Origin of the sequence: Psychrobacter sp. DM8 (assembly GCF_051307025.1) — a bacterium.
Lineage (GTDB): Bacteria > Pseudomonadota > Gammaproteobacteria > Pseudomonadales > Moraxellaceae > Psychrobacter.
Genome location: NZ_CP195538.1, coordinates 1,256,635 through 1,269,084, shown reverse-complemented (window position 1 = coordinate 1,269,084; position 12,450 = coordinate 1,256,635). Strand labels below are relative to the sequence as shown.

The window sequence follows — 12,450 nt, the reverse complement described above, 5'->3', positions numbered from 1 at the left end:
GATTAAATGGTTCAAACTAGAGACTAGTTATTATAAAAGTCAGTTATTACAAAAATCAGGTTTAATATCATGCTATGAAAAAACTTAGTTGATGTAAAGGCAGCTTGCGTAAACATGTTTTTAGTTATGTGAAGCGCTACGCACAGGCGCTTTGGTTTTGACCATACCAAATATAGCGACAAGTAACCCAAGTAGTTGCACAAATAACAACAGCCAGACAGTACTCGACCATCGACCACTAGCATATGCCAAGCCGCACAGCCATGCGCCCAATGTCCCGCCAGCATAGTAGCTCATATAATATAGCCCTGATGCTAGTGAGCGACCTTGTTTTACATTGACCGCAATGTAGCTTATCGTCGCTGACTGAGTTATAAATACCCCTGTTGACATGATTGCTAAGCCAACGATAATGCCCCAAAGCGGTGATAATAATGTCAATAGCACTCCTATCATAGAAGCGACAACCGCTACTCGCACCGTTCGCGCCGCGCCAAAGCGTCGTAACAAAGTAGTAGATATAGGTGTGACGATGACGCCTATCAGATACACCGTGAATATATTGGCAAGCTCACTACTACTGAGCGCATAGGGATAATCTGCCAAGTATAGGTTGATAAAGGTAAAACAGCCAACCAAAGAGAAGAGTACGCAAGCGCCAAGCATACAAGCGGTGACTACGTAACGGTCTGTCATATGCGCTGCTAACGTTTGCATAGCGGAGCGAAACTTTGGGTTAGCGACGAACTGACGCGAGGCAGGTAGCATTTTGCCTACCCATAGCGCACCAGTCAGGGTCACGAGTGCCATCGAATAATAGGCGGCGCGCCAGCCGATCATCTCATCTAAATGCCCCAATACAAATCGGCCCATAAAGCCGCCAAGCACTGAGCCTGAGACGTAAAAAGACATCAGCTCCGCCATAGCGCGGCTCTCAAACTCTTCACCGATGTAGGCGATAATCACCACGGTGATGCCAGGTACAGACAATCCTTGCATAAATCGCCATGCGCCCATCCATTCAATACTAGGGCTTTGCGCGATTAATGCTGTTGGTATCGCTAAAAATAACAGAGCCCCAACGATAAGTGATTTGCGCCCAATCGCATCAGAGAGCATACCCAAAAAAGGCGACATGATCGCGATCGCCAAAACGGTAGCGCCAACCACCATGCCAAGCTGTACCTCACTTGCACCAAACTCAATCATAAGAACCGGCAAGATGGCTTGGATGGAATACACTTGCAAAAATGCAAAGACTCCGATAAGCCCAATCGTCAGCTTTAGAATCAGTGACGGCGAGTCTGATTGCGGATTTAATGGTGACTCAATGCGCTTAGAATTATCTTGCAGCTGGATATCATGACGAGTTTGATTCACGCGAGCACTCAAATTGTTATCGATAATAAAGGACTTGCTAGTTGAATCGCCAACAAGGAATAGGGTGAGAATATAGAGCCGTAGCGAGACTTTTACAGCCAATGCTATAAGCGCGCCATAGTAGCATAGTGCAAGCTTTGCTCGTGTGAGCTCACGTATTAAAGACGTAAGCATCTCAGCACTACAAAAGTATGTCTGTTATTATTTTGCTTAATAAAATGATATGTGCGCCCAAAACCGTGCAGCCCTTACTAAGAACGCTCAAATGATTACATACTCGCTCAAGCTTAAAGCCACCATTTTAGTAGCGGCTTTTGTTTGCACTATGACCGCTTATACTCAAAGTCCAATGGACGCTGAGCTCAATCTAATGGATGTTGAGCCTAGTCCAATGGACACTGAGCTTAGTCCAATGGACGCTAAGCTTAAGTTATCGAATGCAGCGTCAGCTGCTTGTATTGCTGATAGTGATATTAGCGCAGATAACATGACGCAGACTCGAGGCAACGGCCCTTTTACGGTGATGACCAAACGTGTACCGCGCAAGCTTGCACAAGGTTTTGGCGGCGGTACGATTCATTATCCGGTTGATGCCAATGGTTGCGGGTCTTTGGCGGCGATTGCCGTTGTACCCGGTTACGTGTCTTATGAGTCCTCTATTAAATGGTGGGGACCGCGTCTGGCGTCTTGGGGCTTTGTTGTTATTACTATCAATACACATTCTATCTATGACAAACCCGACAGCCGAGCTGATCAGTTAAGCGCCGCGCTTGATCATGTTATCGAAGATAGTACAGTAGGATCGATGATAGATCCTGAGCGCTTAGGCGCTATCGGCTGGTCAATGGGCGGCGGCGGGGCGCTGAAATTAGCGGGCGAGCGTGATGCCATTCGCGCTATTATTCCTGCAGCGCCTTATTATGATAAGGACTACGGCACAATAAAGACGCCTACCCTAATCATCGCTTGTCAAAATGACCGTATCGCCCGTAATGAGAAATACACTAATATTTTTTATAACCATGCGGCGGGGCCTAAGATGAAAATCGAGGTCAATAACGCCAGTCATTTTTGTCCCAGCTACCGCTTTAACGAGAAACTACTGAGCACACCTAGTATCGCTTGGATGCAGCGCTATCTAAACAATGATACACGTTTTGATCAGTTTTTATGCGGCAATAAGGACTACAGTTTAAGCCCTCGCATCTCAGCTTATGATTATGCACAGTGCTTGTAATTTTGTAGCGCTAGTAAACAAATACAATTTGTAAGTAGCAACACCCACACACAATTTAAGGAGCACTATTTATGAAAGATCAAATACACGACTTAGGCGCAGGATTTTGGAGCATTCGCGGCTCGTTTGTCAGAAGCGGTATCATCGACATAGGCAATCAGACCTCCTTGATACAGCTAGCATCAGGGAAGTTTATTTTTTTAGACAGCTATACCTTAACTGGTGAGGTACGCGATCAAGTCATGGCGCTCACTAACGATGGCGCAGACGTTGAAGCCGTATTAAACGTGCATCCCTTTCATACGGTGCACTGTGAGCAGATGGCAAAAGATTTTCCGCAGGCAACGTTTTATGGCAGTAGCCGCCATCCTGAACAAGCGCCCAAAGTCGACTGGTCAGAGGACTTGGTTGAAAGTGATGCGGTGGCCAAACGCTATCCTGAGCTGAAATTTTCTGTACCCAAGGGCATTCACTACATTGCTCCTGATGATAGCGTTCATGCCAGCTCGTTACTTGTCTTTCACCCTGCTAGTCAAACGATACATGTGGATGATACTTTTGAGATCCCACCGTCAAAGCGTTTTAATGAAGTACAAGCTGACTTAGACTTTCACCCAACGACTATCAAAGCGCTCAAAGAGGAGCCTGACGCAGGCAAACAATATGGCGACTGGGTGACGCAGCTAGCACACGACTGGCGTGAGGTGCGTAACTTTTGCGGCGCGCACTCAGGTTTAGTGGTTTTTGAAGATGGTCAATTTGAGTCGGCACTCCTAGCGACCTTAGAGAGAGCTCGACCAGAGCTTGAGGGCTAATAGCTAAGCCTTATACTTAATAATCAAAAAGACTATCATTATCGATGGTCTTTTTAATCAGTATTAAACAGCGCATGACTTCTCTACAAACTCATATCTTTTTTATAACAGACTTGTTATTTGAAGTCAGTCATACTCTCCAAACAATTTTTGATAATGACTTTTAAAATTTATATATAAAGGAACAAACCGTATGTCAGATAAAATAATCGATTTAGGCGCAGGATTTTGGAACATTAGAGGCAGCTTTCGGATTGGCGGCGTGCTGAACATTGGTACTCAGTGCTCACTCATTAAGCTTGAGTCAGGACGCTTTATCTTTTTGGACAGTTATACCTTAACCGAAGAGGTACGCGAGCAAGTCATGGCGCTGACTAACAAAGGCGCAGATGTCGAGGCTGTTTTAAACTTGCATCCGTTCCATACCATACACTGCGAGCGTATGGCAAAAGACTTTCCGCAAGCGATATTTTATGGCAGTAGCCGCCATAGCAAACAAGTCCCTGAGATCAATTGGAGTGAGGATTTAGTTGAGAGCGATGCCGTCGCACAGTGTTACCCTGAGCTTAAGTTTTCTATGCCGCGCGGTATCGATTATATCTCAGCCAATGAGATGATCCATGCAGGCTCCTTACTCGCCTATCATCCTGCCAGTCAAAGCTTGCATGTCGATGACACTTTTATGAGTCCACCGCACAAGTTATTGGAGGGGATACTGCCAGAGCTTATGCTACATCCAACCACCAAAAAAGCACTCAAAGATGAGCCTGATGCAGGCAAGCAGTTCTGTGATTGGGCAACCGATATTGCTCACGAGTGGCGCGATGTCAGCAACTTTTGTGCGGCACATTCAAACTTGATTAAGTTTGAGGTGGGCGGTTTTGAAAAAGCATTATTAAAGGCAGTAAGCAAAGCCCGCCCTAAGCTTGAAAAGGCGTAACTAATATAAGTTAAATACCAAAAAAAGAGAGCTATCAATATGGGAGCTCTCTTTTTTATGAGTACTAGGTTATAAAGTGATTAAAATTTAAAGAGTCTCAAAACAATAAAGTCGCAAGCTTATCTTTATTGGTAATAATATCTGCCAAAGTATATTTTTCAAGAACCCTAATAAACGCCGTTAATGCTTCAAAAAACACCTCTTTGAGCTCGCATACTGGCGTAATCACGCAGCCTACAGATTTATCGACCTCTTCATTGATAAGGGTGATTGGCAAACCTGTCGTGCGCGGCTCTCTATTATCACTGTTGGCTGGCGTAGCAAAGCACTCGACTAACTCAAAATCAGGCTCTATCTGTTTAATCAACAGCCCTAAATTGATGTCTTTAGGCGCGATGGCTTTTAGAAATATCATAGCTGCCGGCGATATCACTGATGTTGGTAAGCACATCAGGCTCAGACTTGACTGCTAAATAAATCAAAGAGCGCAGCGCATAATCACTATAGTTGGTCAGTCGCATCATGTATCCTACTAAATGTTACCAGTCTTATTGTTCAAACATCATTGCTCAAACCTTATTGTTCAAACCTTGTTACCCAAATAACCCATCAGGTCTAGGACGAGCAAGCATGGGTAGATAACTTATGCAAAATAGCACAAAGCAGGCAATCCACGCGCTTTGAGCGATCATAATCCAGAGCAGATAATGACTCATATCCGTAAGCGGTAATAGTACTCGGCTCACAAATACCAGTACCATCAGACCATACATGATAGGCACAGTTTTGGGCGGCTGATGAATATTGCGTCCCGTATGCCCAAGCGCTACCCGCGTCATCATCGCTACCGTCATCATACCAACCCCTGCAATCGCAAGGCCATGCATCGCAATACTATGCGCGTACCCAAGCCAAGGCTGCAATGCGTACAACAAAAAACTCAAACACATACCCGTAAAGGCAATATATAACGACCAGAGCAATGGCTTTTGCCAAATCCCGCGGTGATACCAACCGATTAGGCGTACGATATTGACCACTGCCACACCAAGCGCGGTGACCGTCAGCAAGTACTTGTTAGGATAAAATACATCCACGATAAAAAAGGCTAAAAAGAATAAAAGACTAGCGATATCTTGCACTTTGCTATTACGTAAGGCGACAGTTTCTGTAATGCCCTTATCATTGGTCACGCTCAGACCGCGCTCGATAAAAAAAGGCACCACGCGCCGACCTATGGTCAATATTAAGCCGATAATTAAGTAAAACCCTAAGTAAACCCCTACTCTAGTCGTATTCATGTCTGCACTGATAATACCCCAATAACACAAGGCGTTGCCCAAAGTTAATAGCGTAAGCTTAGCTAAAATACCCATTTGTTTGTACTGCTTGACTTGCAGTACGGCTCGAAAAATTGCGTAAGCCATCAAAATCATAAACAATAAATCAAACACAGCGCCGACATATAACAACGATATACTCGTGCCCGCCATTGTCATACCCAGGCCAAAGGCAAGCCAGCATAAACGTGCCAGCAACCAACAGCTAAAGATACCGAGCAGCTGGTAGCCATGTGGCATCATCACCCCTGTCCAAGTCTTGACCGCTGTCAGCAAAAACCCCGCAACCACTGCTAAAGCATAGCCATAAATCATTTCGTGACCGTGCCAATACAGCGGATTTAGAACCTGCGCATCGATATCGGTATGACCGGTGAACATAAATGACCATAGCATCATCATCACTACGGCAAACACCGCTGCTGCACTAAAGAAAATGCGAAAGCTCAAATTCAGAATAGGATGAGGCGAGCTTGGTGGCTTGCTAGGTAAGTTGATAGATTGCATAACCCTCTGCTTAAAATGGAGTTTATAAAATTATCTTCAAAGATTCATTTTAAATGAATGTTATAAAGTAAACAACGGTGTATCGTCGCTTATTTGTGATTTATCCTCCTTGCCTTAGCAAGGTTTAGTTCTTAATGACTCTTTATAATTGCAGCGCTGACAGCACTAAAGAGATCACTACTATTAATGTCACGTATTTTCTAACTTTTAGATAATTAGCAGTGATAATTTGAGCATCTCTTAAACCATAGTCAATGACCAATAAAGCGATAAATGCGCTGATCAGTAACCAGATAAATCCAGCACTCGATAAGGTTAAGAACCCTAGCCACAAGAGCAGCGCGATAATATTGCTAAATATAGGCAGGCGCACTGCCCAAGGGTTATTGTCGGTCAGGCTTAAATGATTGCCCCAATGCGCACCTGCCATAAAAGAGGCGATGACAAGTCCATAAGCGGATAGAATCTCGGCAGTCGTACCAAGCGCGATGACCGCATCGATACCCAAAGTAATCATGATGGCACAAGCGATAAATGGGATCGTACCTGCAAAAGTGAGATAAGGACTAGGCTTTTTCATAATTGATACTTGTAAGTTATTTGCACGAATAAAACTATTTAAGACAACCATTTATCCATAAACACGCCATCTGGATCGTGCTGCTGCGTTTGTTTTTTTAAATTGAACTGACGACAGCCTCTAGGATCCGCACCAACACCAGCTAGGTACTGCCAATTGCCCCAGTTACTGCTGACGTCATAGTCGATCAGCTGCTGCTCAAAATAGGTCGCACCAAAGCGCCAATCTAGTCCCAACTCATGAATAAAAGCGCTGGCAACCAGCTGGCGACCCCGATTGGACATGTAACCGGTGCTATTTAGCTGCTTCATACAAGCATTGATAATCGGATACTTGGTCTCGCCATTTTGCCACTGCTCAAAGCGCTGTTTATTGTGACGATTAGACGGCGATTGCTGGGTGATACCTTTAAATAAAAACAAATCCTTGTCATGAATGACGCCATACCAATAAAAATACTCGCGCCATAACAGCTCAAACCATATCCAATAGGTTGAGTCATTAGCGACCACTTCTTGCTCATACTGACGCAAACGGTTTAATAGAACCTTGACCGACAAACTCCCATTGGCAAGCCATGGCGAGAACTTGGTTGAATGACCCCAAGTATCAAGAGCATTACGTGTAACCTTATAATCACTTGGCGCATCTGACTCAAAGTAGACGTTTAAGTGCGCTAATGCTTGCCCTTCTCCGCCTTTAAAGTTCGGCTCTAACTGCACAGAGTCATCAAAGGTTTTGGGCTCAAAGACATAATCGCTACTACTTAGTGTTTTAGGTACAGGCGGTAATCTAGCAGGCGTTTGACTGATTACAAGATCCTTATGAGCACTTAATAAATCATGCTCGTACTCTACTTTTTTGCGAAATTGAGTAAAGCTTTTGGGTAGCTCTTTGGTTGGCATAGACTTAAAAAGCGTCGCGGTTGATTCGTAATGCCATTTGATATGAGGGTATCTATCTTGCAGAGCCTTATAAGCTAAGTTCTGAGCATAATCTGCGCTGTCACTGACACAAATATCGCTCACTTGCTGCGTTTCAATAAGCTCGGACAATGGCGTAGTGCTTGAATCTTGATGAACACTTTCTTCGTTTAGATATAGCAGTCTATTGCCTAAATCTTGAAGCGAGGCATCCAAATCTGCCAAACTCTCCGTCAAAAATTGCTGGCGCGCCAAACCCCTCTGGGCAAAGTGATAAGCCTGTCCCCAGTTTGGCGTTACGCTGTCAACGAGTTTCGATACATAAGCGAGCAGTAAAGAGCCATTATCAGCTAATCTGGCAGCAGTATCTAAAGTTTGATTATCATGTACTCGCAAATCATTATGAAACAGCATTAATACGATTTTATTATCTGACTCATCACTTGCCTGCTCGTTTGTCATATTTATCCTTTAATATTCAAATATCTCTTTTTAATTACTATAATAGTAAAATCAAAAAACACCGTATAAGGCGTGTGAATTGTTGCAATTTTTTACCTAAGTATTGACTAAAAAGAGCGCGAGTGATTAGATGATGGATACCTAGGAGAATGACATGAACGAAGACAGTGATCCTGTAAAAAAACGCAAAATAGTCAATCGCTTCTTGAAACAATTAACCCGCGATGAACCACAAATGTATTATGCAACCACCTCTGAGATTGCCCGTAGTATCCATTTGATGATAAAAGAGCACACCAATCGCCTCTCTGTTGAAGAGCAAGCTTTGGTACGCCGAATGACCATGAAAGATATCGAGGTTATGCTAGGTTTTACTTTAAAGTAGCCCTAAAGCAAAAAAGACCGCTATCGTAGCGGTCTTTTTTATGAGTAAAACAAATGGTACTTAATCAACTTATATAGCAAATTAAAGAACACTTAAAGTGGCTGCCCCTAAAAAGGATAGTCACGCGGCTTATGTTGAACCGATATCCAGTGTAACGTAGTGAACTCTTCTAATATCCACTCGCCGTTAAAACGACCAAGACCCGAATTTTTCTCGCCGCCAAAGGGCGCATTGCTCTCATCATTTACCGTAATATCATTGATGTGAGTCATGCCTGCTTTGATACCACGCGCAAATCGCAGACCTTTTTGCATATCTTCGGTAAACACAGCGCTTGATAGGCCATACTCAGTATCGTTGGCAAGTGCTAGTGCCTCGTCCTCGTCTTTGGCACGTATGATACCTACGAGTGGTCCAAATATTTCATTACGGAACAGATCCATATCAGCCGTGACCTCAGTAAACACATGAGGCGGCACCAGTTGACCCTCAATCTCGCCACTGATGATCAGGTTAGCGCCTTCATCGACCGCTTTTGTGATTTTATCCTGTAACGACTCGAGCTGATCTTTATTAATAATAGGACCGATAGCTGTATCTTCATTATTAGGATCACCCACCTCTAACGTTTTGACATGCTCAGTAAAACGCGCAACGAAATCATCATAAATGGCGTCTTCAACGATGATACGGTTGATGGCAATACAGATCTGCCCTTGATGTAAAAATTTACCGAAGACTGCCGCTTTTACCGCGTTATCTGGGTTGGCGTCTTTGAGCACCACAAATGGATTATTACCGCCCAATTCTAGCGCTACTTTTTTGAGATATTTACCACTACTTGCCAGCTCGCCGATATGCTTGCCTACAGGCGTCGAGCCTGTAAATGATACCAGTCTTGGTACATCATGAGTGACCACAGCATCGCCAATCTCACTACCTGCGCCGACAACGACATTGAGCAAACCTTTAGGTAACCCTGCTTCTTCAAATATCTTGGCAAGTAACAAGCCGCCTGTGACTGGTGTATCGCTTGCTGGTTTGAGCACAACTGCGTTGCCTAGCGCAATAGCAGGTGCAATCGAGCGCTGGGTTAAATGAAACGGAAAGTTCCAAGGACTAATTACCGCTATAACGCCGATAGGCTCTCGATAGACGAAGCTTTCTTTACCAGGAATTTTGGATGGGCGAGTCTCACCATGCACACGATTTGGCATCGTGGCGGCCTCTAGAGTGATAGCACGCGCAGTCCCAAACTCTACCATCGCTTTGATACGGGTGCTGCCCGACTCCTTGATGAGCCAATCAACGATCTCATCTTGGCGCTGATCGAGCACTTCAACGACTTTGTATAGTAGCCCTGCACGCTCAGCTGGCGTCTTTTTCGCCCATTCAACTTGCGCTTTGCTTGCCGCTTGATAAGCCTCATCAAGTTGATCTTCTGTCGCCTGCTGGATCTCTACCAAAGTCTCACCATTAAAAGGGTTAGTATCGGTATTGACACTATTATCTTGACCCTCGATCCATTCTCCAGCAATGAATTGACGGTCAAAATCGCTATAAATATTCTGCGTATTATTATTGTTTGACATATAAATCCTTATTTAAGTAATTGTTTTAAAAGACTAACATCAGATAAACATCTATTCTTTTCAACTCATATACTGTATCGATTGAATCTAATTTGCTAGACGACTGGTCTAATGGTATCATAAGGGATATAAAAATAAGAATAATTCTATATCTAATACTGTTGAAAAAACGTAACGCTTTTTAATTCTTTGTTTATACCACTCTATGGAGGACATATATTTTATGTCTACAATTAACACGCAACCAAATAATAAACTGTCAACAACTACCTCCAAAGCAAAATCAGTAGACACCAAGGATCATCTTTTAGAGATTGGCTATCAGATACTTGCAAAGAAGGGCTTTAGCGCAGTTGGTATCAAGCAGATATTAGATACCGCAGGCGTACCCAAAGGCTCTTTTTATCATTATTTTGCCTCCAAAGAAGCCTTTGGTGAAGCGATTATCAGCCATTACTTTGAAAACTATAAAGTGCGTCTCGATACTATTGGCGCTTTAGATAATAACGCTCAGCAAAAGCTTTATGATTATTTTCAAGGGTGGTATGACACGCAGCAAAATGGCTGCGATCATGAAAAATGCTTGGTCGTAAAGCTCAGCGCAGAAGTCGCTGATATATCAGAACCTATGCGCATTGCGTTAAACGCAGGCTATCAGCAGACTATCACATGGCTGACAGAGCAGATTAAAGCAGGCTGGAGTGATGGTTCAGTACCAAAGCCTGATAACATCGCAGCTGAGAGTATGGCCAAGCGCTGGTACTTTGCTTGGCTTGGCGCGAGCCTCGTTGCCAAGATCAGTCAAACCAATACGCCGCTGGCAGAAGTATGGCAAATGACTACGTCACAACTGGGTCGTTAACGATACATTCAGTGATCAGTTGACACTTAGTTAAAGTATAAAAAGATTAGACGATATAATTTATTTATGAGAGCGTTTTGTAAAAATTACTAGACGACCGGTCTAATTTATATACAATAGCCATAGTTGAAAAACAACCGTTCTTTCAAATTTAAAATATTTGACAATTTTGCTCGATGTTCCCTAGGAAATTTATGAAAAACTTTCAATATTACAATCCAGTACGTATCGTCTTCGGTGAAGGCCAAATCGAACAATTAGCAGATTTGGTACCCAACGATGCCAAAGTACTCATCACCTATGGTGGCGGTTCAGCTGAACGCACAGGTACTTTAGATGAAGTCAGAAAAGCGTTATCAGCGAGCGGAAATCGCGAAGTCTTTGAGTTCGGTGGTATTGAGCCAAATCCAGAGTTTAATACTTTGCTTAAAGCCGCTGATACGGTGAATGAGCATAATATTGACTTTCTATTAGCGGTTGGCGGCGGTTCAGTCATTGATGGTAGTAAGTTTGTCGCGCTCGTATCGTCACTCACTGACCAAGATGGCACAGTCTCACGTGAAAAAGCATGGGATGCGCTCACCAGCTACACCAGAAATATCGACTCCGCAATTGATTTGGGTGCAGTACTCACCATTCCAGCAACGGGCTCAGAGATGAATTCAGGCGGCGTGGTCAATCACAGCGAACGTCAAGCCAAACTACCTTTTGGTAATCCACTCGCCTTTCCTAAATTCTCAATTTTAGATCCGACTAAGACGCTCACTCTACCTGAACGTCAGGTAATGAATGGTGTTGCTGATGCCTTTGTCCATGTGATGGAGCAATACCTGACTTATCCAGTCAATGCAAAAGTACAAGATGCCTTCGCTGAGAGCTTACTTAAAATTCTGATTGAAGAAGGCGCAGCGGTTAAAGCTGATCCTGAGAATCTAGAGACCCGTAAGAATATTATGTGGACAGCCACCATGGCACTTAACGGCCTAATTGGCACGGGTGTACCACAAGATTGGACGACACACATGGTGGGTCATGAGCTCACGTCATTACATAGCATTGATCATGCTCGTACCCTTACCATTTTATTGCCATCAGTCTTGCGCGAGCTAAAAAACAGTAAAAAAGACAAATTGCTTCAATACGCGCGTAACGTCTGGGCTATCGATAGCAATACTGATACCAAACAAGACGACGATAGCATCATTGAGACTGCTATTGTTAAGACTGAGAACTTCTTCCGTAGCCTTGGTCTGCCAGTTAGCTTAGCAGATGCAGAGCTTGATGAGTCTGCGATTGACCCAGTCATTAAGCAGTTAGAGGCGCATAATATGGTAAAACTGGGCGAACATGGTAACAATGACTTAGAAGTATCACGTCGTATCTTAGAGCGTTCGTTAACCAGCGCCGCTTAGTAGTTATAAACCTAG

Annotated in this window: 13 protein-coding genes; 6 read left to right on the top strand and 7 right to left on the bottom strand. The window is 43.7% G+C overall.

Annotation, left to right across the window (positions count from 1 at the left end; all coding sequences use genetic code 11):
- Window positions 1-120: 120 nt before the first annotated feature.
- Window positions 121-1,554 carry an MFS transporter gene (locus ACR64J_RS05500; RefSeq protein WP_435950870.1) on the bottom strand — a complete coding sequence of 478 codons (1,434 nt, stop codon included), beginning with the start codon at window positions 1,552-1,554 and terminating at the stop codon, window positions 121-123.
- Window positions 1,555-1,645: 91 nt separating this feature from the next.
- Between ACR64J_RS05500 and ACR64J_RS05495 the strand changes: the two genes are divergently transcribed.
- The 3 genes from ACR64J_RS05495 (at window position 1,646) to ACR64J_RS05485 (ending at window position 4,372) form a co-directional block, all read left to right on the top strand.
- Entirely contained in the window at window positions 1,646-2,617 is a 972-nt protein-coding gene (locus tag ACR64J_RS05495; protein WP_435950869.1) for a poly(ethylene terephthalate) hydrolase family protein, read from the top strand.
- A gap of 71 nt (window positions 2,618-2,688) precedes the next feature.
- Window positions 2,689-3,432 carry a hypothetical protein gene (locus ACR64J_RS05490; protein ID WP_435950868.1) on the top strand — a complete coding sequence of 248 codons (744 nt, stop codon included), beginning with the start codon at window positions 2,689-2,691 and terminating at the stop codon, window positions 3,430-3,432.
- Window positions 3,433-3,625: 193 nt separating this feature from the next.
- Window positions 3,626-4,372, top strand: coding sequence for a hypothetical protein (locus ACR64J_RS05485; RefSeq protein ID WP_435950867.1), 747 nt, complete (start codon window positions 3,626-3,628; stop codon window positions 4,370-4,372).
- Between the two features lie 97 nt (window positions 4,373-4,469).
- Here ACR64J_RS05485 and ACR64J_RS05480 read toward each other — a convergent pair whose 3' ends face one another.
- The 5 genes from ACR64J_RS05480 to ACR64J_RS05460 all read right to left on the bottom strand — a co-directional run bounded on the left by ACR64J_RS05480 (window position 4,470) and on the right by ACR64J_RS05460 (window position 8,184).
- Complete coding sequence (locus ACR64J_RS05480; protein WP_435950866.1) at window positions 4,470-4,787, bottom strand: hypothetical protein; 318 nt, start codon at window positions 4,785-4,787, stop codon at window positions 4,470-4,472.
- The gene (locus tag ACR64J_RS05475) at window positions 4,759-4,896 is read right to left on the bottom strand and encodes a hypothetical protein (protein WP_435950865.1); all 138 of its coding nucleotides are present in this window, start codon (window positions 4,894-4,896) and stop codon (window positions 4,759-4,761) included. The genes ACR64J_RS05480 and ACR64J_RS05475 overlap by 29 nt, the downstream gene beginning before the upstream one ends.
- 69 nt (window positions 4,897-4,965) lie before the next feature.
- Window positions 4,966-6,219, bottom strand: coding sequence for an NnrS family protein (locus tag ACR64J_RS05470; protein WP_435950864.1), 1,254 nt, complete (start codon window positions 6,217-6,219; stop codon window positions 4,966-4,968).
- 142 nt (window positions 6,220-6,361) lie between these two features.
- Window positions 6,362-6,799 (bottom strand): DUF3429 domain-containing protein, encoded by a 438-nt coding sequence (locus ACR64J_RS05465; protein ID WP_435950863.1) that lies wholly within the window; start codon window positions 6,797-6,799, stop codon window positions 6,362-6,364.
- 38 nt (window positions 6,800-6,837) lie between these two features.
- On the bottom strand, window positions 6,838-8,184 hold the full coding sequence (locus ACR64J_RS05460; protein WP_435950862.1) for a DASH family cryptochrome: 1,347 nt from the start codon (window positions 8,182-8,184) through the stop codon (window positions 6,838-6,840).
- A 154-nt stretch (window positions 8,185-8,338) separates the two neighbouring features.
- Between ACR64J_RS05460 and ACR64J_RS05455 the strand changes: the two genes are divergently transcribed.
- Entirely contained in the window at window positions 8,339-8,569 is a 231-nt protein-coding gene (locus tag ACR64J_RS05455; protein ID WP_435950861.1) for a hypothetical protein, read from the top strand.
- A gap of 107 nt (window positions 8,570-8,676) precedes the next feature.
- Here ACR64J_RS05455 and ACR64J_RS05450 read toward each other — a convergent pair whose 3' ends face one another.
- The gene (locus ACR64J_RS05450) at window positions 8,677-10,161 is read right to left on the bottom strand and encodes an aldehyde dehydrogenase family protein (RefSeq protein ID WP_435950860.1); all 1,485 of its coding nucleotides are present in this window, start codon (window positions 10,159-10,161) and stop codon (window positions 8,677-8,679) included.
- Between the two features lie 223 nt (window positions 10,162-10,384).
- Here ACR64J_RS05450 and ACR64J_RS05445 point away from each other — a divergent pair, with 223 nt between their 5' ends.
- Window positions 10,385-11,023 (top strand): TetR family transcriptional regulator, encoded by a 639-nt coding sequence (locus ACR64J_RS05445; RefSeq protein WP_435950859.1) that lies wholly within the window; start codon window positions 10,385-10,387, stop codon window positions 11,021-11,023.
- A gap of 194 nt (window positions 11,024-11,217) precedes the next feature.
- A complete protein-coding gene (locus ACR64J_RS05440) occupies window positions 11,218-12,435 on the top strand; it encodes an iron-containing alcohol dehydrogenase (RefSeq protein WP_435950858.1) in 1,218 nt (405 codons plus the stop codon).
- The last annotated feature ends 15 nt before the right edge of the window (window positions 12,436-12,450 follow it).

Coding starts and splice junctions, on each gene's coding strand:
- ACR64J_RS05500 (WP_435950870.1), bottom strand. CDS start 1,554: ATGCTTACGTCTTTAATACGTGAGCTCACACGAGCAAAGCTTGCACTA.
- ACR64J_RS05495 (WP_435950869.1), top strand. CDS start 1,646: ATGATTACATACTCGCTCAAGCTTAAAGCCACCATTTTAGTAGCGGCT.
- ACR64J_RS05490 (WP_435950868.1), top strand. CDS start 2,689: ATGAAAGATCAAATACACGACTTAGGCGCAGGATTTTGGAGCATTCGC.
- ACR64J_RS05485 (WP_435950867.1), top strand. CDS start 3,626: ATGTCAGATAAAATAATCGATTTAGGCGCAGGATTTTGGAACATTAGA.
- ACR64J_RS05480 (WP_435950866.1), bottom strand. CDS start 4,787: ATGATATTTCTAAAAGCCATCGCGCCTAAAGACATCAATTTAGGGCTG.
- ACR64J_RS05475 (WP_435950865.1), bottom strand. CDS start 4,896: ATGATGCGACTGACCAACTATAGTGATTATGCGCTGCGCTCTTTGATT.
- ACR64J_RS05470 (WP_435950864.1), bottom strand. CDS start 6,219: ATGCAATCTATCAACTTACCTAGCAAGCCACCAAGCTCGCCTCATCCT.
- ACR64J_RS05465 (WP_435950863.1), bottom strand. CDS start 6,799: ATGAAAAAGCCTAGTCCTTATCTCACTTTTGCAGGTACGATCCCATTT.
- ACR64J_RS05460 (WP_435950862.1), bottom strand. CDS start 8,184: ATGACAAACGAGCAGGCAAGTGATGAGTCAGATAATAAAATCGTATTA.
- ACR64J_RS05455 (WP_435950861.1), top strand. CDS start 8,339: ATGAACGAAGACAGTGATCCTGTAAAAAAACGCAAAATAGTCAATCGC.
- ACR64J_RS05450 (WP_435950860.1), bottom strand. CDS start 10,161: ATGTCAAACAATAATAATACGCAGAATATTTATAGCGATTTTGACCGT.
- ACR64J_RS05445 (WP_435950859.1), top strand. CDS start 10,385: ATGTCTACAATTAACACGCAACCAAATAATAAACTGTCAACAACTACC.
- ACR64J_RS05440 (WP_435950858.1), top strand. CDS start 11,218: ATGAAAAACTTTCAATATTACAATCCAGTACGTATCGTCTTCGGTGAA.